The organism is Amycolatopsis sp. NPDC004747, from assembly GCF_053601335.1.
The window spans coordinates 384,270-410,896 of the sequence record NZ_JBSGBQ010000001.1 but is presented as its reverse complement, the minus strand read 5'-3'; the positions used below and the strand labels follow the sequence as shown (position 1 = coordinate 410,896).

Genomic DNA, 26,627 nt, shown 5'->3' with positions numbered 1-26,627 from the left:
TCGCGCGGGTCAGCGGCGCAGCCGGCGACCCACCCCCACCACCGCCGCCGAGAGCGCGGTGGCACCGGCGAACTTCAAGAGCCGGTGCTGGCGGCTCGCCCGGTGCTGGGCCTGCAGGTACGGGATCGTCGTGTTGGTGACCATGGCGTGCAGCGGCATCCAGCGGTGGCGCAGCAGCTTCTCCAGAACCGTGTCACAGGCCCGCTCCAACCGGACCACCGGCGACCGCACGGTGTCGCGCAGCTCGGCGAAGTTGCGGTGGGACATGGTGGCGAGGGCATCGGTGTTCGGCTTGCGGCGGGTGTAGTACCGGGCCAGCGCGGCCACGGGGTCGGCGGGGTGGGCGGCCAGGCTGTCGGTCAGCTCGAGCGCGTCCTCGAACGCGGAGTTCATGCCCTGGGCCAGGAACGGGTAGACCGCGTGGCAGGCGTCGCCGATCAGCACCACCTTGCCTTCGTGGGTCCACGGCGCGGTGCTGACGGTGACGAGGTTGAAGGTGGGCCGGCGCAGGAACGCCTCGCCCAGGTCCGGGACCAGCGCCAGGACGTCGGGGAATTCGCGGCGGAACAACGACTCCACGTCCGCAGGCGTCCGCAGCGCGTCGAAGCCCGCCGGGCCGTGGAACGGCAGAACGCAGGAACAGGTGAACGAACCGTCGCGGTTGGGGTGGGCGAACATCATCGTGTCGCCGCGGGGCCACAGGTGGAAGACGTCGTCGGCCATCCGGTGGGAGCCGTCGCCCGCCGCCGGGATGTGCAGCTCGCGCCAGCCCCACTCGAGGTAGCTCTGCGAGAACTCCGCGCGCAGCTCGTGGTGCATGAACCGGCGGACGGCCGAGAACGCGCCGTCCGCGCCCACCACGACGTCCGGCGTCACGGTGAACACGTGTCCGCCGGGCCCCTCGAAGGTCGCCGACGGCAGGTCCCGGTCCACGCCGGTGCAGCGCGTGTCGAACACGAACCGCACACCGGGCTCCCGGAGGGCGGCGTCCACCAGCAGCGCGCTGAGGTCCTGGCGCTGGATGGCGAGGATGCCGCCGTCGCCGTAGGGCGAGAAGCGCAGACCGCCGTCGGTGTTGTGCAGCAGCCGCCCGCGCATCGGCACGACGAGCTTCGTGACTTCGTCCGACAGGCCCAGGCGGTCCAGCGCCGCCAGGCCGCGCCGGGACAACCCGAGGTTCATGGACGTCACCGCGACACTCGTCCCGCGCGGGTCCGGCCGCCGGTCGTACACCGTCACGACGTGCCCCTGCCGGCCCAGCGAGAGCGCGAGGAAGGCGCCGGCCATGCCGGCGCCCACGATCGTGAACTCCACTACACACACTCCTTGTCGTTCACGCCGCCGAGGATTTCCCGGGCGACGAGCGGGGCGGCGCCGAACCCGGAACCGCCGCACGCGGGCCGGGACCACACCGACGGGTGAATTCGCGCGAGAACCGGACCACCGGTGACGGCATCGGCCGCGTAGTGGCAGTCCTTGATGCCCACCACGGCGTAGTCCTCGCCGCCGGCGAGGATCGGCTCGGAAAGCAGCCGGCCGGCCCACGGTTCGCGGTCGGGCTCCGCGGTGGTGGCGACCTCCCGGCACACCGCGTCGGAACTGATCTTGAGCAGGGCCCCGCCGCCGGGCGGCAACAGCCAGGCGCGGCGGTCGGCCCCGATCCGGCCGACCCCGGGAGCCGACGCCCACCAGGCAGCCAGCCGCGCCGGCGGGCGCAGGTAGACCATGGTCTGCCGGTGCAGCACGACGGACGGCCCGGCAAGGCTGCTGGTCCACGGCCCACCGGCGACCAGCACGGCGTCGGCGTGGACCGGCTCACCGGTGTCCAGCACCACTTCCCGGTCGTGGACACCGGCGACGGCGCACCCCGGCCGCAGCGTCACGGCGGGGTGCGCGGCGAGCCACCCGACGGCGGCGCGCAGGAACCGGCCGGCCAGCAGCACGGCCCCGCCGGGATCGAACAACCCACTGGTCCCGGCCGGGAACAGCACGGGCGGAAGGGCACCGGGCGCGACGGCGGTGGCGGGCACCCCCGCCCGCCCGGCGGTGTCGAACGCCCGCTCGAGCTCGTCCGGGGTGCCGGCGGTGACCACGCCGACGGGCCGCACGAAACCGGTGCCCAGCAACGATTCCAGCTCCGCCCACCGGCGCCGGGCCTCGGCCATCCGCGCGGTGCCCTCGACATCGTCCGGGCGCAGGACACGAAGAGCCCGGTGCTGGTCGGACGAGGTCGAAGAGGGGTTGGGGACGGGCCCGCGTTCGAGAACGCAGACGCGGTGCCCGGCCCGCGCACACCCGATCGCGGTCACCAGGCCGGTGACCCCAGCCCCGACGACGGCGACCGTGGCCATCAGGGAGCCGTCGGGCGCATCGCCGGGGCGCTGTCGACGTACCTCGGACGCGCGGGACCGGCTGCGCTCTCCGGCCCGGCCGGTCCAGGGGCGACGGCCTCGGTCGCGGTCCGCGCCCTTGCCACTGCCGCCGGTCCGGTTGTGCCGGCCGACTCAGCCGCCCGGACCGTCACCGACAGCCGCGGCAACCTCTTCGGGGTCACCGTGTCCGCGTCCGGGTGGCCCGGCAGCATCGTGTCCGGCAACGCCGCCGCCGCGAGGTCGATCAAGATCGGCGCCGCGCACCGCAGGAACACGTCCACCTGGTGGCACAGGTCGCCCGCCGTCCCCAAGCTCACCCCCGCCGCCAAGCGATCCAACCGGGCGAGCTGCTCGGCGAGGGTCGAGGCCGCCGCCGTCAGGCTGAACCGCGGGAGCTCGTAGGCGTCGGCGAACCTCTCGGCCATCCGCTGCGCCGTCCTCCGGGCATCCGCCGACACCGGCAGCGGACCGCGGTCCACCCACCGGTCGACCGCCGCCGCCACCCGGTTCCACGGGCCGGTCAACCGGGTTTCGCCCACCCGGAGCAGCGCTTCGCGGGTGAAGTCGGTGCGCTGGTACTCCGGGCTGGTCGCACACAGGTGAAACCGGATGAGGTCGCGCGGCACCTCGGTGGCCAGTTCCCGGCCGGACACCACGTGCCCGCGGCTGGTGGAGAACTTCTCGCTGGCCAGCTCGTAGAACTCGTTGGTGAAGTACTGCGACGGCAGCACGTGCTCACCGAGCGCGGTGAGCAGCGCCGTGCCCACGATCGCGAACGGGTACGTCGCGTCCAGGCCGAGGAAGTACACCACCGTCGTGCCCGCGCCCGCGCGCCAGAGCTCGTCGTCGGCGGTCAGCACCGCGCCGCGCCGCTCGGCGCCCAGCGCGGTGATGAACATGCTCCACGGCATGCCTTCCATGTGCGCGTAGAACACCTGGCCCGCCACCTCGGGGAACGGCGCCGGGATGCCCCACGACGCCGGCTGGGTGATCGGGAAGTCCGGCAGCGGCCGCGCCAGCGCGGACTCGATCAGCCGGGCCATGCCGGGCCGCATCGGCGTCCGGGCGAAGTACGCCTCCAGCTGCGCGCGGTACCGCTCCACCGGGAAGACGAGGATGTCGACGTCGCGGCGTTCCAGCGGCTCGTCCGGTCGCGTGGCCGAACGCGGCCCGATCAGGTCACCGGGGGCGATCGGCAGCCCGCAGCTCTCGCAGATCCCGGCACACCCCTCGGCGAGGCAGAACGGGCACCCGCCGGTGACGTAGGCGTCCATCAGGTACTCGCCCGTGCTGGGCAGGTACGGGAAGGTCACCGTCCGCAGCTCCAGCAGGCCCCGCTCGTGCAGGCGCTCGTAGAAGCCGGTGACCATCCCGGTGAACCGGTCACCGAGGCAGCCGAACCCGTCGATCTCCACCCCCATCGCGGAGAAGGTCCGCCGGACCTGCTCGGCCGAGCGCTCCCGCAGCTCCTCCGGAGCCACGCCCAGCCGCTCCGCCGCGGCGACGACGTAGTTCTGCGTGAAGTGCATCCCGGTGCCGTACAGCGCTTCCCGGCCGGTCGCCCGCGCGTACCGGGTGCAGACGTCCGCGGCCAGGAACGGGCCCGCGAGGTGGCCGAGGTGCAGGTCCCCGTTCGCCGTCGGCGCGGGTGAAATCACCACGAGCCGGTTCACCGGAGGGCCTCGCGCTCGCCGGCGCCGCGGCGGGCGAGCAGGTCGTCGAGGATGTCGCGGGAGCGGTGGGCCAGCACGCTGATCAGCGAGTCGGCGATGCCGTGCGTGGCCTCGTTGACGCCCTGCAGGTACACCGCGCCCCACGCGGACTCGCCGAGGTCGACCCGGTAGCAGCGGCTGACCGTGATCTCGGCCAGGCCGACGTGCTCGGCCAGGTCGCGGACCAGCGCGGGCATCCGGTTGTCGAAGCCGGTGCCGAGCAGCACCAGGTCGCAGTGCAGCGGCTCCACCTTCCCGCTGGTGCGGTCGCGCAGGTCGAGCACCACCTCGTCGCCGGTGACCCGCGCGCCCACCACCTCGGTCAGCGTCCGCACCTCCGAACGCCGCTGCCCGATGCCGCGCTGCTGGTAGAGCGTGGTGTACATCTGGTCCAGGAACGGCGGGGCCGCCCCGGCGTAGTTGGTCAGCCGCATCTCGTCCAGCACCTGCTGGCGGACCTCGGGCGGGCTGTCGTAGAACCGGTCGACGAACGAGGGGAAGAACAGCTCGTTGACGAACTTGCTCGTCTGGTAGTTCTGCGGGCCCACCGACCGCACGATCATCGTGCGGGTGCTGTTGGGCAGGTTGTCGTGCAGCGCCATGAACATCTCCGCCGCGCTCTGCGCCCCGCCCACCACGACGGCACGCAGCGGCGCGTCCGCGGGCAGCTGCGCGATCCGGCGCCGGTACTGGGCGCTGTGGATCAACCGGTCGGCGGGCAGATCCGCGAAGACCTCCGGCACGTGCGTGTCCCGGCCGCCGCCGACGACCAGGTCGCGGCAGCGGATGGTGTCGCCGCCGGCGAGGGTGGCGACCCAGCCGACGATGGAGCCGTCGGCGTCGCGCGCGGGTTCGATGCGCTGCACCTTCGCCTCGTACCGGATCCGCACCTGCTCCAGCGACTTCGCGACCCACTGGAGGTAGTCGGAGAACTCCCAGCGGAAGGGGTGGAACGTCCCCAGGTTGACGAACTCGTCGAGCCGCTGCTGGTCGTGCAGGAAGCTGAGGAACGAGAACTTGCTGCGCGGATTGCGCAGGGTCACCAGGTCCTTGAGGAAGGAGACCTGGCTGCGCGCCCACGGCATCAGCAGGTCGCGCTGCCACTTGATGTCCGGCCCCTGCTCCAGCAGCAGCGTCTGCCGGGCCAGCTCCGCGTGCCCGGACTCTTCGATGGCCACCGCGAGCGCGAGGTTCGCCGGCCCGGCTCCGATCGCGAGCAAACCCACCTGTACTTCGGTCACAGATACACTCCGATTTCTGGGAATAGGTCGGCGTGCCGCGTGCCGCCGGAGGCGATCGTAAGGAGCGCTCTTTCCCGGGTGGTAGGGACGGTTTTCCCGCCCTTCGGGGAATCTCGCCGAGATCGTGCACGCCGGTGTGCGCCGATCGATGACGGTAAGTGGCGAATTGATTGCGATCAAGGAAGTTGATTGCGATCAATTCCTCCTGCCGAAGAGACTCTCTTGTCGGATATGGGAGGCGCGCCGCGCTTTCACTGGGAGGAGCCGACCGCCAAGCGGATCGGCAGCGGTTCACTTTGGGGGAACGATGAGTCACGCCACCGGTTTCGGCTACACCGCCCGGCTGTGGCCGGTCGAACACCCTGAGCTCGCCCCGCTGACCGTGCTGCTCGCCGACCCCCAGCCGTCGGTGCGGCACTGGGTCCGGGCCGCGCTGGAACACGCCGGCGGCGTGTTCGTGGTCGGCGAGGCGGCCACGGCGAACGGGGCGATCACCGAAACCGCCCGGCACCGGCCGGATGTGCTGGTCGTCGATCCGCAGCTCGGCGGGGCCGGGCCGGTCGACGTGATCGGCCGGGTGGCGCTGGTCTCGCCGGAAACGAAGGTGCTCGTGCTGAGCGCGGCCGACGACGACACCGCCGTCCGGTCGGCGATCCACGCCGGGGCACGCGGGTACCTGGTCAAGGGCGCCGACGCCGAGCAGATCGTGCGCGGGGTGCGGGTGGTGGCGGCGGGCGAGGCGATCGTCGGCCGGGCGATCGCCGCCCGGTTCAGCACTTTGGTGCGGACTTCCGGGCCCGAACCGTATCCCTTTCCGCAACTGACGACCCGGGAACGGCAGGTGCTCGATCGCATCGCCGCCGGTCGGTCCAATGCGGTGATCGCGCGCGATCTAGGGCTGGCCTCCAAGACCATCAGCAATCGGGTGTCGGCAATTTTTACAAAACTCGGTGTAGCCGATCGGGCACAGGCGATAGTGCTCGCGCGGGACGCGGGACTCGGCCGCGGCGAATTCACCGGCGATCGGGAACAGTTCCCCTATCGCCGGGAAACCGGCCCGACCTAGCGTCGATCGGCGTCGGAGGCGGCGACCGGAGACACGCTGATCGGAGTGGGATGTGACTGACCAAGACCTTGCCCTCCTGGACATCCGCAGGCTGGAGCCCGAGAACCTGACGCGGGCCTACGGACTGGACATGAAGCTGCTCTACCCGTGGGACGGGATGACCGCGCCGTTCCGCGGGGCCTGGTGCGTCCTGCGCCCGGGTGACGCCTCGGTGGCCCACGCCCACCACGAGCACGAGATCTTCATCGGCATGGCCGGGCGGGCCGAGGTGGTCACCGGCGACCGGCGGCACGCGTTCGCGGCCGGGGACATCGTGTTCCTGAAGCCGGGCATCGAACACCACCTCTTCAACGACCCCGAACACGGCGAAGACTTCTCCTACTACGCCATCTGGTGGGACCGCGAGATGTCGGCCGAGTTCGTCGCGCACGACACCGGTGAGGCGGGACCGGCGTGATCGACTACGACGGGCGGAAGTTCCGCAAGGCCGGCGCCGAGGCGGTGGCCGTGTACCGGCAGGAAGACGACGTCGTCTGGGCGGAGTTCGCCGGGGGAGAGGTGCGGCGCGGCGCGATCACCGGCACCCAGCGCGAAAACGGGACCCTGCACCTCGGCTACACGCTGGTGCTCGCCACCGGCGAGGTGATCTGCGGGCACACGGTGAACACCCCCGAGGTCACCGAAGACGGCCACCTCCGGCTGCGCGAGGTGTGGGAGCGCTACGGCCCGCACGCCGCCACCGGCGTCTCCTACCTCGACGAGGTGAGCTAGTGTCCCGGCGCCCCACCGACGCGGACTGGCGACGCCTCGAGCGCGCGGTGACCGGCCGCGTGCGGCGCCCCGGCGAGGCCGGGTTCCGCGCCGCGAGCACGCCGTTCAACAAGCGCTTCGCCGGCATCACCCCCGCCGGCGTCCTGTCCGCGGCCGGCACCGCGGACGTCCGGCGCGCCGTCGAATGGGCGCGCGACACCGGTGTCGGCCTCGTCGCCCGCGCCGGCGGGCACAGCTTCGCGGGACATTCGGCGGGCACCGGTCTCGTCCTGGACCTCGGCGCGCTGAACACCGTGTCCGCCGACGCCTCGACCGGGCTCGTGACCGCCGCGGGCGGCGCGCTGATGGCGGACGTCTACGCCGCCATCGAACCCTGCGAGATGGCCTTCGCGCTCGGCAACAGCGCAGGAGTCGGCATCGCCGGGCTCACCCTCGGCGGCGGGTGCGGCGCCACGTCCCGCGTGTACGGGCTCACCGCGGACGCGCTCGTCGCGACCACGGTCGTGACCGCGGACGGGCAGCTGCTGCACTGCGACGCCGACACCAACGCCGACCTGTTCTGGGCCTGCCGCGGCGGTGGCGGCGGCAACTTCGGGATCAACGTCTCCTTCACGTTCCAGGCGAAACCGGTGGCGGACTGGGCCACCTACGTGCTGCTGTGGGACAGCGCGGACGCGGCGAAGGTCTTCTCCGTGCTCCAGGACACCGTGCGGCTCGCCCCGGACGAGTTCGCCGCCCGGATCGGCGTCAGCACGGCCGGTGGGGAGACCGTCGTGTCGGCCGTCGGGCAGCACCGCGGGTCCGCGGCGGAGCTGCGGGAAATCCTCGACCCCGTGCTGTCGGTCGCGGCGCCGGTCCGCACGGCCATCACCGACCGGACCTTCTGGCAGGCCAAGGAAGACCTGCGGCACGAGACCGCCGGAGGCGCGTTCGCCTCGCGGACGAACATCGCCACCGGGCCGCTGCCCGACGAGGCGATCGCCACGATGCTCTCGTACGTCGCACGCCGTCCCGCCAGCGGCAACCCCGACGGCGGCGGCGCCGCGCTGTTCTCCTGGGGCGGGGCGATCAACCGGGTGGCCGCGACGGACACCGCGTTCGTCCACCGCGACGCGATGTTCCTGCTGGCCATGGACACCTCGTGGGCCGAGGACGACGAACCGGCCGTGGTCGAGGCCAACCTCCGCTGGCTGGCGGACCTGGGCGAGGCGATGGCGCCGTACGTGTCGGACCGCGCGTTCCAGAACTTCGCCGACCCGGACCTCGCGGACTGGCGAACCGCCTACTACGGCGCCAACTACCCGCGCCTGAAGCAGATCAAGGAGCGGGTCGATCCGGACGGGTTCTTCACCTTCGCGCAAAGCATCGGCTCATGATCGGCGACGACAAGGTGCGCATCTGGACGGCGGCCGAGGTCACCGCCGGCACCGCGCCGGCCGAGCACCTCCCGCCCCTGCGCGAAATCCTCGCCTGGGCGTGGCGGTACCTGGTGGCCGCACACCCGGACCTCGGCCGCAACGGCCCGGTGTGCCCCTACACGCAGCCCTCGCTCCACAAAGGACTCTTCCACCTTGCCGCGCTGACCGCCGCGAACGCCGAGGTCGACGTGCACGCCGCGATCGAGAGCCTGCGCGCCTGGTACGAGCGGCTCTCGGCAGGCATCCCGCCGGAGCACCGGGAACTGCTGACGATCCTGCTCGTGCTGCCGCAGCTGGACCACCACGACGCGACCCCGCTGGACGACCTGCAGCGCGAAGCCAAGGACGGGTTCGTCGCCGACGGGCTGATGATCGGGCAGTTCCACCCGGTCTGCGACCAGCCCGGCCTGTGGAACGACGAGTTCAAGGCGCTGCGCGCACCGGTACCGCTGCTGGCCGTCCGCAAGCTGGTCGTGTTCGACCTGCCGTTCCTGATGGACAGCACCGCGCACGCCGAAAGCTACTTCCGGCGGTTCGCCCCGGACATCCCGCCCCGCATCCGCGACCAGCTGGTCCGGCGGCTGGTGGGCACCGAGAAGTCGTTGCAGACGGCCTGAGCACCCAGGAGAACCCCGTGCGGCACTACCTCATGGTCAGACCGGCGTACTTCGACGTCGAATACTCGATCAACCCGTGGATGGACCCCGCCAAGCCCACCGACACCGAGCTGGCGACAGCCCAGTGGGAATGGCTGCGCGACCTCTTCCTCGACCTGGGCCACCGGGTCGAGCTGCTCGACCCGGTGCCGGGCCTGCCGGACATGGTGTACGCGGCCAACGGCGCCACCGTGGTGAACGGCCGGGCGCTGGTCGCCCGCTTCCGCCACCGCCAGCGCCGCCCGGAGTCCGCGGCGTACACGGAGTGGTTCGCCCGGCACGGCTACCACGACGTCCGGCAGGCGTCGTGGCTCAACGAAGGCGAGGGCGACTTCCTGGTCGCCGGCGCCCGGATCCTGGCCGGGACGGGGTTCCGGACCGACCCCCGGGCGCACGAGGAGGCCGCGGGGTTCTTCGGCCTGCCGGTGGTGGGGCTGACGCTGACCGACCCGCGCCACTACCACCTCGACACCGCACTGGCCGTGCTGACCGGCGACCTGATCGCGTACTGGCCGGAGGCGTTCACCGAAGAAAGCAGGCGGCAGCTCGAGTGGCTGTACCCGGACGCCGTCATCGCCTCCGCCGCCCACGCCGCGGCGTTCGGCTTGAACGCCGTCTCCGACGGACGGCACGTCGTGCTGCCCCAGGCCGCCACACGGCTGTCGGCGCAGCTGCGGGAACGGGGCTTCGAGCCGATCGGCGCCGACCTGTCGGAGCTGCTCAAAGGGGGCGGCAGCGTCAAGTGCTGCACGCTGGAACTACGCGATGGGGGAGAACAGCAGTGAAGAGATCTTTCGTACTGGCCCTCGCGGTGCCGCTGTTCGGCGCGCTCGCCGTGCCGGCCACGGCCCAGCCACGGCTGTCGGGGCCCACCGTCGAATTCTCCGTCCTGGCCCGGGAAGTGGCCGGCGGGTACGACGTGGCGGCGGCGGAGAACGCCGTCCGCACGGCGGGCGGCCGGGTCGTCACCAGCAACGCCGCGGCCGGCCTGATCACCGCCGCCGCGCCGGCCGGCGGTTTCCTCGAACGGGTCTCGGGCGACCGCACGGTATTCGGGGCCGGCCGGGCGAAGTCGATCGGCACCGTGCCCAAGAACGGCAAGGCCGTGGCGAAACCCGACGTCGCCGAGACCGAAACCGGCCGCGGCCCGGCCCGGCCGAAGGGCTCGTCCGCCGGGCTCGACCCGCTCGACGACCGGCTCTGGGGCCTCAAATCCGTGCGGTCGGACCTCGCGCGGACGGTCCAGCCCGGCGACAAGCGGGTGAAGGTCGGCGTCATCGACTCCGGCATCGACGCCACGCACCCGGACCTCGCGCCGAACTTCGACCGCGCCGGCTCGCGCAACTTCACCAGGGACATCGTCGCCGACGAGAACGGCGTGCCCGTCGACGGGCCGTGCGAGTACCGCGGCTGCGTGGACCCGGTCGACGTCGACGGCACCGGGCACGGCACGCACCTGGCCGGCACGATCGCGGCGGCCGCGAACGGCTTCGGGGTGTCCGGCGTCGCGCCGAACGTCACGCTGGTGAGCCTCCGCGCGGCGCAGGACTCCGGCTTCTACTTCCTGCAGCCGACGATCGACGCACTGACCTACGCCGGCGACGCGGGCATCGACGTCGTGAACATGTCGTTCTACATCGACCCGTGGCTGTACAACTGCACGGCGAACCCGGCGGATTCGCCCGCCGAGCAGGCCGAGCAGCGCACGGTCGTCGAGGCCACGAAACGAGCGCTGAACTACGCGCACCGCAAGGGTGTCACGATCGTGGTCGCGCTGGGCAACCAGCACAGCGACCTGGCGGCGCCGCAGCCGGACGCGACGAGCCCCGACTTCCCGTCCAGCCGCGCGCACCCGCGCACGGTGGACAACGCGACCTGCCTGACGCTGCCGCTCGAGGGGCCGCACACGATCGGCGTGGCCGGGTTCGGCCCGTCCCAGGCGAAGGCGGACTACTCGAACTACGGCCAGGAGCGGATTTCGGTGTCCGCGCCCGGTGGCTACAAGCGCGACTACTTCGGCACGCCGTGGTACGACAGCCGGGACAACGAGATCCTCTCGACCTACGCCCACAGCGTCGGCGTCGCCGCCGGCTACATCGACGCCGCCGGGGAAATCACCCCGGCCGGCGCGGCGGTGGGCATCCAGAAGCAGACGGCCGCCGACGGGCGCGTCGGCTACTTCCGGTGGCTGCAGGGCACTTCGATGGCGGCCCCGCACGCGGCCGGCGTCGCGGCCCTGATCGTGTCGCAGTACGGCCACCCGACCCCCGGCGGAGGGTTCGGCCTGGACCCGGACGTGGTGCAGCGGATCCTCGAGCAGACGGCGGCGAAGATCGCCTGCCCGGTCCCGCGCACGGTCGATTACCTCGACGAAGGCCGCGATGCTTCGTACACGGCAACCTGCGTGGGCGACGCTTCCTTCAACGGCTTCTACGGCCACGGCGCGGTCGATGCCTGGTCCGCGGTGACCCACGGCCGTCCGTGACTGCGTGAAGGAGCGGGGTGCCGCGTTCCCGTGGCCCCCGCTCCGGTCGGAGTCGCTAGTACAGCTTCGGGCCTCGGGCGTCGCGCTCGTTCGCGGCGGCCACGAACGCGGGGTAGTCCTCCCCGCGGGCGCGGCGGGTCCGCAGCTGGAACTGCTCGACCGCCCGGGGGTGGAGCGACAGCTTCACCACGCCGAACCGCCGCCGGAAGGAGCGGACGATGCCGGCCTCGATCAGCCGGACCGCCTCCTCCCGGGACAGGAGCTGCCTGCGGTTTTGCCAGGCAGCCCAGAGCCGGCTGAGCAGAATCGTGGCGACGAGCCCCGGGCCGATGAGCTGGACGGCCGTGCCGACGATGAGAACCACGAGGATCGCACCCCCGTCGGACAGCAGGATCAGCACGAGACCGCTCAAACAGCCCACGGACGTCGTCCCGACGGCGTACACGCCCACGGCCATGGGGAGGTATTCGGACCCCGCCTGCCCGCGGCGAGCCCATTTCGTGGCCACCACCACGCTCACTTCCAACGCCACGAGGTGCAGGACGCCGACGCCCCACAGCGCCCACAACACTGCCTTCAACACCAGCATGACTGCCTCCCCGGGTTCGTGCGCCCAGCATGCGCCGAACTCGGACACCGCGTCAAGACACAGTGTCCGGATTTGCTGTCCGGCTATGCTCCGGCCGTGCCTTCAGTGACCCGGCCGACCGGCCGCAAGCGGCAAGACCGCCGAGAGCAGCTCGAGCGGCGGTTGTTCGCGGCCACCGAGGAGCTCGTCGCGGCGGGCGAGGCCTTCACCGAACTGAGCGTCGAGCGCCTGGCCGGGGCGGCCGGCATCTCCCGCTCCACGTTCTACGTCCACTTCGAGGACAAGGGCGACCTGGTCCGGCGGCTGGCCACATCCGTGCTGGCCGAGCTGCGCGAGGTGTCGAGCACCTGGTGGCGGGCAACCGACCCGGCCGGCCTCACCGAGGCCGTCACGGCGATCGTCGCGGTCTACCGCAGCCGCGCCGCGGCCTTCACGATCATCACCGAAACCGCGGCCTACGACCCGGCCGTCGCGGTCGAGGTGCGCACGCTGATGCAGTCGATCATCAACGCCACCCGCGAAGCCATCGAGCGCGGCCAGGCGGCCGGCGTGATGCGCCCGGTCCGCCCGGCCGAGACCGCGGCCATCCTGACCTGGATGGTCGAACGCGCGGGCTACCAGCTGGTCCGCGGTACCGAGCCGGCCCAGGACGAGCACGTCGTCGAAGCCCTGACCGACATCATCCGGACCACGCTCTACGGGCCCTGATTTCTGCTTCCGGATCCGGACTTCGGCAGCCGGGCTGATCGGGTGGACTGGTTCAAGTGGCCGACAGCGTGCAGCCGGTGGCGCGCATGGTCGCCACGCGGTTGTCGCGTTCGAGCCGGAGGTCCGTGATCCGCCGGTTGATCGGCCCGTCGTGGTGGGGTTCATCGCGCAGCTGGGATTCGAGCTCCGCGATCCGCCGGTCGATGGCCGCGATCCGGGAACGGAGGTCCGCGCAGGCGGCGGGCTCGCCCAGCGGCGTCACGACGATGTCGACGGACTGCCCGGCCTCGCCGAACCAGCGGACACCTTCCTGGAGCATCTGCCAGCCGAACCTGAGCGCGCCGGGCGTCGAGGGCGCCTTGATTTCGAACGTGAACCGCGCGGACCCACCGGGGTGGACCGGCGCGGCGAGACCGACTCGGCCCAGTCCCCAGTTCAGGTTGTCGGGCGGATCCTGCGACCCCAGCCGATAGCCGGCGGCGGGGTCCCAAGTTGTGGTGCCGACGTTGACGAAGACGACCGACACCGTCGCACTGCCGCCTGCCGGGAGTTCGAGTGGGACGTCCTGGGACTCGAAGAACGCGTCGTCCCCTCGCGCGGGGCTCCACGGGTGCGCCTCGTGTCCGAACCACCACAGATTCGGATCGTCCCACTCGCCCACGCCGGCCGGAACAGCCGCTCCGAGGGTCGCTCGTTCGGTGATCAGCGCCCGTATTTCCGCCTTCATCGCGAAGAGCGTGTCGGCGACGGAGGCCCGGCCGCTCGTATCGGGGCGTGCGATCGTCACCATCGACGGCGGGATCGGATGTCCGCCCAGCCAGCACTCCAGGCGCGCCGCTCCGTACCGCAGCACGCTGATGCAGTCGGCGATCTCCGCTGCCCGGTTCGCTTTGGCGGGATCGGCGGGTGGGGCGATCGCGTCGGCGGCACACATCCATCCGTAGGCCATCCGGTTGCGCACGAACGCCGGATACAAGGTGAACGCCGTGTGGATGTCCACCCGTGGCTCGATGAGGGTCGGCGCCGGGTGACCCGCTCGGGCGTCCCGCAACGAAAGTTCGTTGACGGCGATCTCCATCAGCGTGCGCAGGGAGATGGACAGGAGATTCAGCTCGATCCCCGGGGCCGGGTCGACGTCGGGTTTGGACGCCTGCACGGCGATGATCCGATCCGCGCCTTCCACCACCGCAGCCTCGACCGGCAGGACGGCCCGGATCCCGCCGTCGACGTAGTGCTCGGCGTCGATGGGCACCGGGGCGAAGAACGTGGGCATCGACGCGGACGCCAGCATCCCGGTCACCAGGTCCACGGCCGCCGGTTCCGGTGGCGCGGGGTGCCCGGCCTGGCAGGCGGACAGTCCGGCACGTGCCCGGTTGCGTTTCGCGATCAAGCGGAGGAGGTTGCCGGCCGTCCCGCTGGGGTGGTCGCCGGAAGCGACTCGCGCCTGGGCGTCCCGGACCTCCGCTTCCAGTTCGCCGAGTTCGTCCGCCAGGGCCTGGCACTCGGGGGAGAGGGTGCCACCGGGAACGGTGACGACGCTGCCGTCGCGCTCCAGGAGCGTCCCAGCTTCGGTGACGAACCGCAGCTTCCCGCTTTCCAGCGCGACCGTGGCCATCCGGAGCTTTCCGCCGGCCTTCGCCCAATCGCCGATCGCCTGCCGGTCCACGGTGGTTCGCGCTCGGCGTTCCAGGGGTGTGAGGACGAAGAAGGATGACGCCGACAAGGCAGGTGCGACGCCTTGCAGGTTGGTCGCCAGCATGGAGGTGAGGACGGAGCCGAACGCCAGCGTCGCCAGGGGGCCGACCGGGGTCGGCAGCACGACGGACGAGCCCAGCGCCAGGATGCCCAGCACCCCGGCGCCGGACAGCTCCTGAGACACGCCGATGGCGTTGAGCCGCGCCGCCACCTCGTCGGCTTCCGCCAGCCGCAGGGTCCGAAGTGCTCCGTTGACCGTCATGGCATCCTCCACCTGCTTCGCGTTGAGCGCGGCGAAGTCCTGCAGGAACTGGCGGAATGCGCGCAGCAGCCGGGTGGAATCGTTCAGCCAGCCCGCCGGTGCGAAGAAGTCGGTGTGGTCGGTCATCGACAGCCACATCGCCGTGAGCCCGGCCAGGCCCCGGTCCGGGCCGGCCTCACCTTCGGCGAGCTTGATGCCGTTGACCGACCCGACCGAGGTCGTGCACAGGACGTCCGGCCTGATGCCCGCCGAGTAGAGGTAGTGGAGGACACCGACTTCGAAGTCGCCTTTCGAGCCGCCTCCGGAAAGGACGATCGCCGTGCGCGTCATGTCGTCACCGGTTTCGTTCAGCAGATCCTGCTGTCGGTCAGCCACCTGAAGGTGACCCTGGATCCCGGCAGGATGGCGTCGAGGTCACCGACCACCAGAACCTGGTAATAAACACCGAGGAAGCCGGCCTTCAGCAGCGTCAGGTGCTGATGGTTGTGGACCTGCTGGGCCCACAGCCCGTTGCTGTCGGAGTAGATGCCCTGGGACGGGTCGATGTGGATGTCCCACGAGCTGCCCAGGCCGTCGGGCATCACCAGTGTCTTTCCCCAATGGCAGCGATTGCTCGAGGTCAGGCGGAATTCGACGACTTCCTGGGGCACCGCGTTCAGCTCGACGGTGTATTCCAGCAAGTCCAGCGCGTCGGCGGTTCCGAACTGCCCCGAACCCCGGGCGACCCAGTCGACCGGCAGTCCTTGTGCCGGGACGGCCGCGGCGACGTGGACTTCGGGTTCGGCAACGGCCGAAGCTTGTGCGGTCCCTGCCGTGGTCAGGCAGGCGCCGGCCGACAGGAGGGCGGCTATCGCCAAGGTCGGCAGGGTCGGAAATCGGTACACGGTGTTCCCCTCTCTTCGGTTCAGGTGATGATCGGGCCGGCGTGCCAGCCTCCGCCGTCACGCCGGTAGTGCTGGAAATGACCGTCGACGAGTTCGGCGATCAGCTCGAGGCCGGCACCGAAGGTCCCCTGCAGCAGGCCGACGACCCGGCGGACCCGTTCACCGAAAACGGCGGAGAGGTTCCACGGTCCCGGTGCCGTGTTGTACCGCCACCAGTGTTCGATCTTCGAGCCCACGGCCACGCACAGCTCGAAGTTCCCGACGCCCGTTTCGTCCGTGGTGCCGTAGGTTCCCTCGATCAGGCACGGCGCGCTGGAGACGTTGTCGCCGAACACGTGCTCGAGCGTCCAGCCGGTCGGAGCCCGCCGGTAGTGGCGCATCGCGCCGCTGGTCACCGTGCCCACGTAGTGCAGCTCGCCTTGGCCGTTCTCCGGTGAACCGGTCACTCCGAGCCGGCTCTGCACCAGCGCGGGGCCGCCGAAGGCGAAGTCCGACCCGAAGGTCGCCTGGTGGTACCACTCACCCGGGCGGTGGGTCCACGGCGCGCCGTTGTGCTTGGTCCAGTGTTCCGCCTGGCCGGCCGGGTTGACGACCACGACCTCGAAGTCGCCCGGCGCGCCTCGATTGCTCTGGACGAAGCCGGGGATGCCGACGGGGTCCGCGGGGCCGAAGAGCGTGGCGTCGTTCCACCAGCCGGACGCCTGGTCGAAGTACACGTGCCGCAGCCGCCGGTAGCTCGAGCGGTACACGAGTTCGAAGTTGCGGTTGAACGTGCTCTGCACCGCCGCCGCGCAGTCCAGAGCGTCATCGTGGAAGGTGTCCCGCCACGGGTCGGCGGAGCGGACGAGGCCCACCTTGATCCACGGCAGCTTGGCGTCGGCGTTCTCGCGGTACCAGTGCTCGTGGTTCATCCCGTTCCGCACGAACAGTTCGAAGTTGTTGTGGAAGGCGCCGTTTCCGCTCTGGACCAGGGTCCCGTTCCGGAGCCTGCGCTTGGCCCAGGGATCGGGGTTCGTCCCGCGCAGCCCGGCAAACGTCGCGGTGTCGAGGAATCCGGTGGTGTAGGACACCTTGGCGAACCCGCCGTCACCCCAGGCCGGCCCGTAGGAGTTCTTGACGATCCAGTAACCGCCATCGTCGTCGTAGCCGACGACGAGCAGTGCGTGCGCTCCGCCGACGGCGGTGGTCGTCGGCGTGTAGACCCCGGTGCCGTGGAACCAGCCGAAGTCCGCGGGCGGCGTCACGATGGTGGCCATGGGCCCTACGAGGTCGATCCAGCTCTTCTTCTGCATGACGTCGGAGAGCGCGGTGACCGCGGCCGGGTTGATGCGCATGGTGCGCCCGGAGCGATCGGGTGTCGGCGACATCGGCATCGCCTGCAGGGCCGCGCCGTGCGGTTTGGCGGTGTAGAGGGCCGCGGCGGGGCTCCAGGGGAAGCAGTCGGGATCGGCCAGCCCCATCCGCTCGACGAAGATCGAGGCCTCGCCCAGATTGCCCAGGTCCCACGGCTGCTTGCCGGTCCCGCGGGCGAGGTCTCCCTCCGACCGCCGGGTCCACAGGACGTGCTCGATCCGGATCATCGCCTCGTACAAGGCCGTCGAGGCGAACGCCCAGCAGTTGTTCGAACCGCCCTGGTCGCGCACGCTGGTGATCCACCTGCGGCCGAAGCGGTTGCGCCAGTCGACGTTCATGACCTTTCCTCCTCCGAGGGCAGCAGACCGGCCTCGATCCAGTGCGCGCGCAGTGCCGGGTTCGCCGGTGGCGCCGTCGCCAGGACAGCTCGGAGATCGACCGCCGGGTCGAGGACAGTCATGCGCGTTTCCGGCGGCTGGTCGTCCTCCGCTTGAGCACCGCGTGGGCGTTCGGGGAGGGGATCGTCGTCGGTGAGCGCCGGGTCGACCGTCCAGGGATTTCCGATTTCCGACAGCCGCCTCCGCAATTCACCGGCCGTTGTCGCCGGTCTGTCGACGTCCACGTCGTACTCCATTCCGTTGGTTTTCAACCGGCCAGGAGCCGCTTGATTTCGCCGAGTTCCGACCAGCTCGGAACCGTCACCAGCAGCCGGCCGAGCCGACGCAGGTCATCGCCGTTGAATCGAGGGTCGGAGAACCGCCGAATGCATTCACCGCCCAGCCGGACGGTGAAAAGCGCGTTCAAGGACGCGTTCAAGGCCGCCGCCGCGGGCACCGCGACGGCGGGCATGGTGAGCAACAAGGCCATGATTCCCCAGGAAAGAACCTTGGAGGTGACCGAAAAGGTCGCGACACTCGACAGCGCCATGGTGACGAACTTGCCCGCCGTCGCCGCGGACAGCTTCGCCCCGCAGTGCCTGGCGACCGTGGTCACCATCGGCCCCCAGATCGCAGCCATGCCGGCTTCGTCGAGACCGGGGTGGAAGAGACCCGGCACCCCCAACGCGGCAGCCGCGTGCGCGGCCATCCGGATGGCCCGTTCCGCCTTGCCGATGTCTTCTGCCGTTGGCCCGGTCCGGGCAGCGTTCCGGTCGTCGATCACCGTTGTTCCCCCTCTGCACTCCGGCGGACCAGCCTGCCTCGGGGGCCGCGTGGGCGGCTTCCGGGAAAACCCCAGGGTCAGTCCGGCGGACACGGCGACCGGGTGACTTTCGCCGGGCGTTCGGCGCAATGTTTTCGGTGTGACGCCAGTCCGTCGGAGAAGCTGGTAACTTCGTCCGGTGCTTTGCGGTCGAGAGGCGCACTGCCGCCGCATCGACGAGATCCTCAAAGGCGTCCGCGAGGGGCGTAGCGGCGTCTTTTTGTGGTGCGGAGAGGCCGGAATCGGCAAGACGGCGCTGCTCGATTACGCAGAATCCGCCGCTTCGGACCTGCGTGTGCTGCGGTTTCGCGGGTTCGAACCGGAGCAGAACCTCGCCTTTGCCGGGCTTTCCCAGGTTTTTCCCCCACTGGTCCGTCAGATCGCCGCGCTACCGGAACGGCAGGCGCGCGCATTGCGCGGAGCCTTGGCACTGGAACCCGCAGTCGCCGCCGACCGGTTCGCCGTGTACGCGGCAACGCTGGGGCTGCTCGCCCTGCTGGCGGAGGAACGCCCGCTGCTGGTGACGGTCGACGACCTCCAATGGCTGGACGGTCCGTCGGCCGAGGCGTTGACGTTCGTCGCACGCCGGCTCAACGCCGAGAACCTGGCCGTACTCTTCGCCGCCCGCGCGGACCGATCGGAGCACCGGACCGAATGGCAGCTGCCGAGCTGCTTCTTGGAAGGTTTGGACGATGTGGCCACTGCCGAGCTCATCGCCACACGCACCGCGGTGACACCGGACAGCGACGTGGTTCGCCGCCTGCGCCGGGAGACCGCCGGAAACCCGATGGCCTTGCTGGAGGTGATGAGCGGGTTGAACCGCGCCCAGCTGGCCGGGCAGGCGCCCCTGCCCGCCGTCATTCCTGCCGCCGCCGCTTCCGCCCTGTTCGCCCCCCGGGTGGCCGCACTGGACTCCGCAGCGCGAGATGCCCTGCTCCTGCTGGCCGTCAGCCGATCGAACCGGATGGCGGCGGTCCTCGCAGCCGCGCGCGGCCTTTCCCTGCCGTCGAGGACGTTGCTGGACATCGAAGCCCGCGGACTGGTGAAGTTCGCGCGAGGCTCGTTCGAGTTCATCCACCCGCTCGTGCGGGCCGGGGCCACGGCGGCCGCCTCGCCGGCCCGGTTGCGGGAGGTTCACCTGGCGCTGGCCGGGGCCCTGACCGAGCCGGCACAGGCTGACGAGCGGGTTTGGCATCTGGCGGAGGCCGCACTGGGGCCGGACGAAGGCGTGGCCAAGGCGCTCGAGCTGGTCGCGGAGAAGACGCGTGACCGGAGCGGGTACGCCTCCGCTGTTCCGGCGTTGGTCCGGGCGGCCGCGTTGAGCGAGTCCGAGGTGTCGCGTGCGCGGCGCCTGTTCGCCGCGGCCGACAACGCCATGCTCGCCGGGCGAAGCGTCCACGCGAGAACGCTGCTGATCGAAGCCGACGCACTCACCGACGATCTCGACCTCCGCGGTGCGGTCGCGGCCAGCCGAGGACGGGTCGAGCTGTTCACCGGGCACCCGGGGCTCGCCCGCCGGGTGGTGAGCACCGCGGCCGAGGCCTTCCGGCTGGTCGACCCCCTGCGCAGCGCCGAACTGCTCACCGATTCGGCCGTGGCCGCCCTGCTCTGCGGGGACGGCCCGGCCGCGGTCGAGGCCACCACGAGGGCCCAGCAGATCGCCCCGGAAAGCCGCACCGGCACCGCGTTCGTCATCAAGGTCGTTCACGGCATGACCTTGCTGCACATGGGCGACCTGCTGAGCGGCTCACGCCTGGTGCACGAGGCAGTGGCCATGACGTCGAACGAGCGCGGCGAGACCCCGCCGGTGGAATACGCGATCCTGTCCGGACTGGGCATGTACTGGATCGGGCTGCACGACGTCGCTTTGCAAGTCCTGGGGCCGGTGGTCGACGAGCTGAGGTCCACCGGGGCGATCGGGATGCTGCCGTTCGCGCTGGCTGCATCGGCCTACTGCGAGGCGCGGACCGGCCACCTCAACGGCGCCCGCGCATTGGCGGCGGAGGCTGTCGAGCTGTCGCAGCTCGGCGGTCACAGCCTGTGGCGCTACCTGGCGCTCAGCTCGCTCGCCCACGTGGAGGCCATCCGCGGCGACGAGGACGAGTGCCGGGCGCACGTCGCGCAGGCGCTGGCGTTGCAGACCCCGAACAGCGACTACCCCCGTGACGCGATCGAAGCACTCGCCCTGCTCGAGCTGGGCATGGGCCACTACGCCGACGCGGTCACGGCCTTTCGCCGGAATCAGCCGGGTACGGGCGGCGCGGCCCCGGAGGAAGGTCACCCGGACCTGACGGAGGCACGAATCCGCAGTGGATCGGCCGAGGTCGTGCTGCCGGTCGACGAGCTCGCGAAGAACACGACGCTGCCCCTCCAGGCGGCGGTCGCCTGGCGCCTCAAAGGCCTGCTCGCGGGAGAGGCCGCTTTTGCCGGGTGTTTCACCACGGCGATCGAGTTGCATTCGAGAGCCGAGTGCCCGTTCGAGAAGGCCCGGACACTGCTCGCCTTCGGTGAACGGCTGCGGCGGGCCGGTCACCGGATCCGGGCCCGCGAGCACCTGAGGCCGGCCCTCGAAATCTTCGCCGCCATGCCGGCCGCGCACTGGGCGGCGCGCGCCGAGCACGAACTCGCGGCCACCGGGGAGACCCGGCGGAACGTGCCGCCGAGCTCCGGGCTGGAGAAGCTCACCCCGCAGGAGTACCAGGTCGTGCGCGCGGTGGTCACCGGCGCGACCAACCGCGACGTGGCGTCGTCGTCGTTCCTCAGCACGAAGACGGTCGAATTCCACTTGAGCAGCGTCTACCGGAAGCTCGGCCTGCGGTCGCGGACCGAACTCGCGCACCGGTTCGCCGGATTGCCGGGTCGCCAGGTGTAGTGCCCGGTGAGGTTGTCGACCGGGCGCCCGGCACCGGTGCCTGCCTTTGATTCCGGTGCTCAGGCGAGCGCCCGCCGGCGGAACTCCGCCGGCGTCACACCGGCGCCGGCCTTGAACACCTGTCCGAAGTGGGACGGGTCGGTCAACCCCCACCGGGCGCCGATCGCCGCGACCGGGACCGTGCGGGCCGCCGGGTCGGCGAGGTCGCGCTTGCAGGCCTCCACGCGGCGGTGGCGGATCCACCCCGCCACCGTGTGGCCGCTGCCGCGGAACAGCGCGTGCAGGTGGCGCACCGAAACGAAGCAGGCGGCCGCGATGGTCTCGACGCGCAGGTCCGGATCGGACAGTCGCCGGTCGATGTAGGCCAGCACGTCCTGCCGCCGCCGGTTGCGGACGTCGGGTTCGGCCGGGGCGGCCGGGCCGGTGTGGGCGCGCAGCATGGTCGCCGTCATGTCGAGGACGTTGCCCGCCAGCAGGATCCCGGCCGGCTGCTGCGCCGGGGTCAGCGAGCCGAGGCTGAGGATCGTCGACCAGACCACCGGGGCGATCCCCTCTTCGGCGGAGAACTTCCGCGCCACCAGGTGGGTGAAGGCCGCCGCGTCGTGGGCGCCGACCGCCGCCTTGCGGAACCGCACGTTCACCGACCGGTAGTCGTCGCCGACGTCGAGGGTCAGCGGCTGCTCCGAGTCGTAGAGCGCGAACTCGCCGGCCCGCAGCGTCGTCGCCCGGCCGTCCTGGGTGAGCTGCTTGGTCCCGGCCAGCTGCAGCGTCAGGAGGAACGAGGCGTCGGCGGCGCGCGTCAGGTCGTCGGGACGGCGGTGGACGGTGTGGCGCAGGCAGGCGACGCCGAACAGGCCCAGCTCGCCCACCGCCCGGTGGCTGATGGAGCCGGCGAAGGCCTTCGGGTTGTCGAATTCGAAGCTGAAGTGCAGCGACACGCCGGTGTTGACCTGCCGCTCCCAGGCACCCGGGCCGACCTTGGCCGCCCGGTCGGGCACGGCGTGCCCGGTGGGCAGCAGGCTCAACGCACCGGCCATGGTCGCTCCTGGGGCGCTCGGGCAACGCGGCCAGCGTACGCCGCGGTTGTGCGCATCGGCGACATCGGCGTGCACGTTTCGCCGATGCCCGGGCGGCGCCCCGCCCCTAGCGTGGGCGCGGAAGTTCGCAGCTCGACGAGGAGATGCCCGCCATGGCCTACATCGAAGGTTCCCACCACATCACGCTGTCGGTCGGCCACGCGCAGGAGGACGTCGACTTCCACGTCAAGGTGCTGGGCATGCGGTTCATCAAGCGGACTGTGCTCTTCGACGGTTCGGTGCCGATCTACCACCTGTACTACGCCAACGCCGACGGCGACCCGTCCAGCGTGGTCACGACGTTCCCGTGGGCCCAGGCCGGGCTCTACGGCAAGCGCGGCACCAACCAGAGCCGCGAGGTGCTGCTGTCGGTGCCCGAGGGCAGCCTCGACCACTGGCACCGGCGGCTGACCGAGCACGACGTCGAGGTGCGCAACGTCGAGGTCTTCGGACGGCGGCGGCTGGCGTTCGAGCACCCGTGCGGCATCGAGTACGTGCTCGTCGCCAACGAAGGCGACGACCGGGTCGGCCACGCCGGCCACGGGGTCCCGCCGGAGTGCGCCATCCACGGGCTGCACGGGCTCGGCGTGCACGTGCAGACCCCGGACCGGACGGTCGAGTTCGCCAACGACACCTTCTACGCCCAGTCCGGGCTGGCCGAGGACGGCGACCGGATCGCGGTCCAGCTGGGCAAGCAGGCCCACGGCAACCACCTCGAGATCACCGTGAACCGCACGGACGACCAGGGGACCTGGCACTACGGGGCAGGCACCCACCACCACTTCGCCTGGAACGCCGACACCCTGGAGAACCAGGACGAGCTGAAGTTCGAGGTCGAGGGCCGCGGCTACACCGACATCTCGGAGCTGAAGGACCGCAAGTACTTCAAGAGCGTCTACGTCCGGTCGCCGGCCGGCGCCCTGTTCGAGCTGGCGGTCACCCACGCCGACGGCGGCTGGGACTGCGACGAGTCGCCGCACGAGCTGGGGCAGCGGTTCCAGCTGCCGGAGCAGTTCGAGCACCGCCGCGAGGAACTGCTCGCCGCCCTCGAGCCGATCGACGGCTGAGGCGCGTGAACCCCCATCTCGGGCAGCGGGTCCTGACCTGGGGACCGGCCGAGGCGCCCGTCGTGGTGCTCGCGGTGCACGGACGCGGCCAGGAGCCGGAGTTCATGCGCGAGCTGACGACCCGGTTCGGCCCGCTGCCGGCCCGGTTCGTCGCCCCGGCGGCGGCGGAGAGCAGCTGGTACCCGCTGCCGTTCCTGCAGCCGATGGCGGGCAACCAGCCCCACCTCGACGAGGCGCTCGCCGCGATCGAGGCCCACCTCGACACGCTCGTCGACGCGGGCACGGCACCGGGTGACCTGGTGCTGCTGGGGTTTTCCCAGGGCGCCTGCCTCTTGGCGCACCTGCTGCTGACCCGCCCCCGCCGGATCGCCGCGGCGGTCCTGCTCACCGGCGGCTTCATCGGCCCGGACCCGATCGAGCCGCTCACCGGAGGCGAGCTCGACGGCGTACCGGTGCTGCTGCGGAGCATCGAGGAAGACCCGTGGGTCCCGGCACACCGGGTACTGGAGACGGGCGCCCTGTTCGAGGCGGCGGGTGCCCGGCTCGACCTGCGGATCGAGCCGGGCACCGAGCACATCGTGACCGACGAGTCCTGCCAGGCGGCGGCCGATCTCATCGGAGGGCTGTCGCGCCGGGCACGTTGACGTTGGGAGACGCGCCGGGAAGTCTTCGAACTCGCCGCCGGCCGCCGAAGCACGCTGACCCGCACTGTCGACGGATTGTCGACGGCCCATGGCACCGTGCCCGCAGGGGGGACCGGCTCACGTCCCCGTGATGGGCGGGAGGTCAGGTGCGGGTCAGGTTGCTCGGCCCCGTCGACGCTGTCGTCGGCGGTGTGCCGGTGTCGATTTCGGGGGTACGACGAAGGGCCGTGCTCGCGGTGCTCGCGCTGCACGGCGAAGGCATCGTCGGCACGCGCCGGCTCACCGAGGCGGTGTGGGGCGAGAAGGCGTCCGGGGTGTCGCCGAACACCCTGCAGAGCCACGTCTCCGCGCTGCGGCGGGCGCTCGGCGACCGGAACGCGATCGTCGCCCGCGCGCCCGGTTACCTGCTCGGGCCCGGCACGACGGACGTGGCCGAGGCGCGGCGCCTGGTCGAACGGGGTGAACGCGGCGACGACCCGGCCCGCAGTGCCGCGGCACTGCGCACCGCGCTGGCCCTGTGGCGGGACCGTTCGCTGATCGACGTCGGCGGGGTGGCCTGGCTGGACGAGCAGGCCGCCGCGCTGGAACGGCTGCGCACGCAGGCGCAGCTGGCGCTGATCCGGGCCAGGCTCGCCCTCGGCGAGCACGCCCAGCTCGAACCGGACCTGGACCGGCTGGCCCGCGCGCGCCCGTTCGACGAGCAGGTGCACGCGCAGCTGATGTTCGCGCTGTACCGCACCGGCAGGCAGGCCGACGCGCTCGGCGTGTACCGCAGGCTGCGCCGGGCCCTGGCCGACCACCTGGGCATCGACCCCAACCAACGGGTGCGCGAACTCGAGCTGGCGATCCTGCGGCAGGACCCGGCGCTGGAGGTGTCCGCGCTCGCCGTCCGGCTGCTGGCCGGGTGACCACGGGTTTTCAGCGCCACGTCAGTGCCGGTTCAGCGTGGGCTGCCAGAGTCGGGCGCGGGGGCCCGGATGCCGATGCCGGTGCCGATCTTCGCAGACAGGACTCTCATGAAACTTCGACGGCTCGCCGCCCTCGCGGCGGTGGCGGTGGTGTTCAGCGCCGGGGCCGCGGCGCCCGCGAGTGCCGCGAGCGTGCCCGTCGGGTACGCCGGCGGCCCCTTCGCCGGCGCGGCCCGGCACACCGGTCTTTCGCCCTCGGTCGCCGGCCCACTGGTCAACGGGACCTCGCGGAACTGGGCCGGCTACGCCATCACCTCGTTGTCCTCGCCCGCCGCCACCTTCACCCACGTGCACGGGTCGTGGACGCAGCGGCCGATCACCTGCCCGGCCTCGGACGCCTGGGCGATCTTCTGGGTCGGCTTCGACGGGTGGACCAACAACACCGTCGAGCAGGGTGGCAGCTCGGCGCGGTGCGTCAACGGCACCCCGGTCTACGAGCTCTGGTGGGAGATGTTCCCGACCAACGCGATCCAGCCGGTGCTGACCATCGACGCCGGCGACTCCGTCAGCGCCGACGTCACCTACAACGCGGCCACCGCGCAGTACACGATCACCGTCGCGGACGCCACCAAGCACACCAGCTTCACCACCAACCAGACGTGCGCGGCCAACCTCGTCTGCTCGCGCAGCAGCGCCGACTGGATCGTCGAGGCGGTGGGCCGGTTCGGCACCAGCGACTTCTTCCCCCTGGCGAACTACGGCCGGGCCCTGATGAACAACTCGGTCGGCAGCGACAACGCGGGCCACAGCGGGTCGATGACGGCGAGCTCGACCTGGCAGCGGACCAAGATCCAGGAGCAGGACGCGACCACCACCTACGCCACGACCGGTGACACCAGCACGAACGGGCAAAACTTCGCCGTCACCTGGGCACACCAATGAGCCTGACGCGGCGCGCGGCGCTGCTGGCGTTCGCCGTCCTGACGGCCGTGGCCTCGGGGGCGACGTCGGCGACGGCCGCGAACCCGATCACGATCTCCAACGGCCTGTTCAACAACAGCGCCGCGACCGCCTGGTCCTCGGCACCTTCCACGACGATGGGCGACCGGACCGTCACCCGGACCACCGGCGGGGTCCAGGGACTCGTCGTCAGCGGCCCGACCGGGTCGGTGTTCCACCAGACCCTCGGGGTGTCGCGGTACATGTTCATCGGTACCCACAACCACGTCCTGCTCCTGGAGTCGCCGAGCGGCGGCGGCAACCGGTCGGTGTCCCTGGTGGACTTCACCACGACGCCGCCGGCCGAGCGGCCGATCCTGACCGTCCTGGCCTCCTCGGCGGCGGTGAGCCTGCCGGCCGTCCAGTTCAGCACCGGGACCGGTGACGCGTTCTTCGTGTTCGCGCCCACCGGCACCTCGGTCGCCGGGCTCGGCATCTACCGCAGCGACAACGGCACCATCCTCTGTCCCGGCCCGCCGCCACTGGTGTCGACCGGGCAGCTCTTCGGCGAGGCCACGGCGACCCAGCTCCGGATCAAGATGGGCGGCACCGTGCTGGCCGCGTGCGCCCGCCCGCCGGGCACCACCGGCTGACCCGCTCCGCGGCTGCCCGGACGAACCCGGGCAGCCGCGGAAACCTTTCCTTCAGG

Annotated in this window: 25 protein-coding genes; 14 read left to right on the top strand and 11 right to left on the bottom strand. The window is 71.4% G+C overall.

Annotated elements, in window-relative coordinates; all coding sequences use genetic code 11:
* Positions 1 to 9: 9 nt before the first annotated feature.
* Genes ACWEGE_RS01790 through ACWEGE_RS01775 form a run of 4 tightly spaced genes read right to left on the bottom strand, consistent with a single transcriptional unit; the run spans position 10 to position 5,325 of the window.
* The gene (locus ACWEGE_RS01790) at positions 10 to 1,314 is read right to left on the bottom strand and encodes an FAD-dependent oxidoreductase (RefSeq protein ID WP_449658547.1); all 1,305 of its coding nucleotides are present in this window, start codon (positions 1,312 to 1,314) and stop codon (positions 10 to 12) included.
* A complete protein-coding gene (locus ACWEGE_RS01785; RefSeq protein WP_449658546.1) occupies positions 1,314 to 2,351 on the bottom strand; it encodes an NAD(P)/FAD-dependent oxidoreductase in 1,038 nt (345 codons plus the stop codon). Before ACWEGE_RS01785 ends, ACWEGE_RS01790 begins: the two co-directional genes overlap by 1 nt.
* The gene (locus tag ACWEGE_RS01780; RefSeq protein ID WP_449658545.1) at positions 2,351 to 4,045 is read right to left on the bottom strand and encodes a class I tRNA ligase family protein; all 1,695 of its coding nucleotides are present in this window, start codon (positions 4,043 to 4,045) and stop codon (positions 2,351 to 2,353) included. The genes ACWEGE_RS01785 and ACWEGE_RS01780 overlap by 1 nt, the downstream gene beginning before the upstream one ends.
* Entirely contained in the window at positions 4,042 to 5,325 is a 1,284-nt protein-coding gene (locus ACWEGE_RS01775) for a SidA/IucD/PvdA family monooxygenase (RefSeq protein WP_449658544.1), read from the bottom strand. The genes ACWEGE_RS01780 and ACWEGE_RS01775 overlap by 4 nt, the downstream gene beginning before the upstream one ends.
* Before the next feature lie 124 nt (positions 5,326 to 5,449).
* Here ACWEGE_RS01775 and ACWEGE_RS01770 point away from each other — a divergent pair, with 124 nt between their 5' ends.
* From ACWEGE_RS01770 to ACWEGE_RS01740, 7 genes are read left to right on the top strand one after another with little or no spacing between them, the layout of a single operon-like run.
* Complete coding sequence (locus ACWEGE_RS01770) at positions 5,450 to 6,391, top strand: LuxR C-terminal-related transcriptional regulator (RefSeq protein ID WP_449658543.1); 942 nt, start codon at positions 5,450 to 5,452, stop codon at positions 6,389 to 6,391.
* Positions 6,392 to 6,443: 52 nt separating this feature from the next.
* Positions 6,444 to 6,848, top strand: coding sequence for a cupin domain-containing protein (locus ACWEGE_RS01765; protein WP_449658542.1), 405 nt, complete (start codon positions 6,444 to 6,446; stop codon positions 6,846 to 6,848).
* Entirely contained in the window at positions 6,845 to 7,162 is a 318-nt protein-coding gene (locus ACWEGE_RS01760) for a hypothetical protein (protein WP_449658541.1), read from the top strand. The genes ACWEGE_RS01765 and ACWEGE_RS01760 overlap by 4 nt, the downstream gene beginning before the upstream one ends.
* Positions 7,162 to 8,538 (top strand): FAD-binding oxidoreductase, encoded by a 1,377-nt coding sequence (locus ACWEGE_RS01755; protein ID WP_449658540.1) that lies wholly within the window; start codon positions 7,162 to 7,164, stop codon positions 8,536 to 8,538. Before ACWEGE_RS01760 ends, ACWEGE_RS01755 begins: the two co-directional genes overlap by 1 nt.
* Positions 8,535 to 9,197, top strand: coding sequence for a DUF6875 domain-containing protein (locus tag ACWEGE_RS01750; RefSeq protein WP_449658539.1), 663 nt, complete (start codon positions 8,535 to 8,537; stop codon positions 9,195 to 9,197). The genes ACWEGE_RS01755 and ACWEGE_RS01750 overlap by 4 nt, the downstream gene beginning before the upstream one ends.
* A complete protein-coding gene (gene ddaH, locus ACWEGE_RS01745; protein WP_449658685.1) occupies positions 9,194 to 10,021 on the top strand; it encodes a dimethylargininase in 828 nt (275 codons plus the stop codon). Before ACWEGE_RS01750 ends, ddaH begins: the two co-directional genes overlap by 4 nt.
* Positions 10,018 to 11,721, top strand: coding sequence for a S8 family serine peptidase (locus ACWEGE_RS01740; RefSeq protein WP_449658538.1), 1,704 nt, complete (start codon positions 10,018 to 10,020; stop codon positions 11,719 to 11,721). The genes ddaH and ACWEGE_RS01740 overlap by 4 nt, the downstream gene beginning before the upstream one ends.
* A gap of 55 nt (positions 11,722 to 11,776) precedes the next feature.
* Here ACWEGE_RS01740 and ACWEGE_RS01735 read toward each other — a convergent pair whose 3' ends face one another.
* Positions 11,777 to 12,310, bottom strand: a complete 534-nt coding sequence (locus ACWEGE_RS01735) for a hypothetical protein (protein ID WP_449658537.1) — start codon at positions 12,308 to 12,310, stop codon at positions 11,777 to 11,779.
* 96 nt (positions 12,311 to 12,406) lie between these two features.
* Between ACWEGE_RS01735 and ACWEGE_RS01730 the strand changes: the two genes are divergently transcribed.
* Complete coding sequence (locus ACWEGE_RS01730) at positions 12,407 to 13,018, top strand: TetR/AcrR family transcriptional regulator (protein WP_449658536.1); 612 nt, start codon at positions 12,407 to 12,409, stop codon at positions 13,016 to 13,018.
* A 52-nt stretch (positions 13,019 to 13,070) separates the two neighbouring features.
* Here ACWEGE_RS01730 and ACWEGE_RS01725 read toward each other — a convergent pair whose 3' ends face one another.
* Genes ACWEGE_RS01725 through ACWEGE_RS01705 form a run of 5 tightly spaced genes read right to left on the bottom strand, consistent with a single transcriptional unit; the run spans position 13,071 to position 18,373 of the window.
* A complete protein-coding gene (locus ACWEGE_RS01725; protein WP_449658535.1) occupies positions 13,071 to 15,350 on the bottom strand; it encodes a patatin-like phospholipase family protein in 2,280 nt (759 codons plus the stop codon).
* On the bottom strand, positions 15,323 to 15,859 hold the full coding sequence (locus tag ACWEGE_RS01720) for a hypothetical protein (RefSeq protein WP_449658534.1): 537 nt from the start codon (positions 15,857 to 15,859) through the stop codon (positions 15,323 to 15,325). Before ACWEGE_RS01720 ends, ACWEGE_RS01725 begins: the two co-directional genes overlap by 28 nt.
* 20 nt (positions 15,860 to 15,879) lie before the next feature.
* The gene (locus tag ACWEGE_RS01715) at positions 15,880 to 17,550 is read right to left on the bottom strand and encodes a C1 family peptidase (protein ID WP_449658533.1); all 1,671 of its coding nucleotides are present in this window, start codon (positions 17,548 to 17,550) and stop codon (positions 15,880 to 15,882) included.
* Positions 17,547 to 17,846, bottom strand: a complete 300-nt coding sequence (locus ACWEGE_RS01710) for a hypothetical protein (RefSeq protein WP_449658532.1) — start codon at positions 17,844 to 17,846, stop codon at positions 17,547 to 17,549. The genes ACWEGE_RS01715 and ACWEGE_RS01710 overlap by 4 nt, the downstream gene beginning before the upstream one ends.
* 11 nt (positions 17,847 to 17,857) lie before the next feature.
* A complete protein-coding gene (locus tag ACWEGE_RS01705; RefSeq protein WP_449658531.1) occupies positions 17,858 to 18,373 on the bottom strand; it encodes a hypothetical protein in 516 nt (171 codons plus the stop codon).
* Between the two features lie 178 nt (positions 18,374 to 18,551).
* Between ACWEGE_RS01705 and ACWEGE_RS01700 the strand changes: the two genes are divergently transcribed.
* Complete coding sequence (locus ACWEGE_RS01700) at positions 18,552 to 21,284, top strand: AAA family ATPase (RefSeq protein ID WP_449658530.1); 2,733 nt, start codon at positions 18,552 to 18,554, stop codon at positions 21,282 to 21,284.
* Between the two features lie 59 nt (positions 21,285 to 21,343).
* On the opposite strand, the gene ACWEGE_RS01695 is transcribed toward ACWEGE_RS01700, so the two are convergent.
* On the bottom strand, positions 21,344 to 22,321 hold the full coding sequence (locus tag ACWEGE_RS01695) for an AraC-like ligand-binding domain-containing protein (protein WP_449658529.1): 978 nt from the start codon (positions 22,319 to 22,321) through the stop codon (positions 21,344 to 21,346).
* Between the two features lie 152 nt (positions 22,322 to 22,473).
* Between ACWEGE_RS01695 and ACWEGE_RS01690 the strand changes: the two genes are divergently transcribed.
* From ACWEGE_RS01690 to ACWEGE_RS01670, 5 genes are all read left to right on the top strand, one after another.
* The gene (locus ACWEGE_RS01690) at positions 22,474 to 23,427 is read left to right on the top strand and encodes a VOC family protein (RefSeq protein WP_449658528.1); all 954 of its coding nucleotides are present in this window, start codon (positions 22,474 to 22,476) and stop codon (positions 23,425 to 23,427) included.
* Between the two features lie 5 nt (positions 23,428 to 23,432).
* Entirely contained in the window at positions 23,433 to 24,071 is a 639-nt protein-coding gene (locus ACWEGE_RS01685; RefSeq protein ID WP_449658527.1) for an alpha/beta hydrolase, read from the top strand.
* Positions 24,072 to 24,217: 146 nt separating this feature from the next.
* The gene (locus ACWEGE_RS01680; protein WP_449658526.1) at positions 24,218 to 24,979 is read left to right on the top strand and encodes an AfsR/SARP family transcriptional regulator; all 762 of its coding nucleotides are present in this window, start codon (positions 24,218 to 24,220) and stop codon (positions 24,977 to 24,979) included.
* A gap of 108 nt (positions 24,980 to 25,087) precedes the next feature.
* The gene (locus ACWEGE_RS01675) at positions 25,088 to 25,921 is read left to right on the top strand and encodes a G1 family glutamic endopeptidase (RefSeq protein ID WP_449658525.1); all 834 of its coding nucleotides are present in this window, start codon (positions 25,088 to 25,090) and stop codon (positions 25,919 to 25,921) included.
* A complete protein-coding gene (locus ACWEGE_RS01670) occupies positions 25,918 to 26,571 on the top strand; it encodes a hypothetical protein (RefSeq protein WP_449658524.1) in 654 nt (217 codons plus the stop codon). The genes ACWEGE_RS01675 and ACWEGE_RS01670 overlap by 4 nt, the downstream gene beginning before the upstream one ends.
* Positions 26,572 to 26,627: the final 56 nt, after the last annotated feature.

Coding starts and splice junctions, on each gene's coding strand:
- ACWEGE_RS01785 (WP_449658546.1), bottom strand. CDS start 2,351: ATGGCCACGGTCGCCGTCGTCGGGGCTGGGGTCACCGGCCTGGTGACC.
- ACWEGE_RS01750 (WP_449658539.1), top strand. CDS start 8,535: ATGATCGGCGACGACAAGGTGCGCATCTGGACGGCGGCCGAGGTCACC.
- ACWEGE_RS01735 (WP_449658537.1), bottom strand. CDS start 12,310: ATGCTGGTGTTGAAGGCAGTGTTGTGGGCGCTGTGGGGCGTCGGCGTC.
- ACWEGE_RS01715 (WP_449658533.1), bottom strand. CDS start 17,550: ATGAACGTCGACTGGCGCAACCGCTTCGGCCGCAGGTGGATCACCAGC.
- ACWEGE_RS01710 (WP_449658532.1), bottom strand. CDS start 17,846: ATGGAGTACGACGTGGACGTCGACAGACCGGCGACAACGGCCGGTGAA.
- ACWEGE_RS01695 (WP_449658529.1), bottom strand. CDS start 22,321: ATGGCCGGTGCGTTGAGCCTGCTGCCCACCGGGCACGCCGTGCCCGAC.
- ACWEGE_RS01690 (WP_449658528.1), top strand. CDS start 22,474: ATGGCCTACATCGAAGGTTCCCACCACATCACGCTGTCGGTCGGCCAC.
- ACWEGE_RS01675 (WP_449658525.1), top strand. CDS start 25,088: ATGAAACTTCGACGGCTCGCCGCCCTCGCGGCGGTGGCGGTGGTGTTC.
- ACWEGE_RS01670 (WP_449658524.1), top strand. CDS start 25,918: ATGAGCCTGACGCGGCGCGCGGCGCTGCTGGCGTTCGCCGTCCTGACG.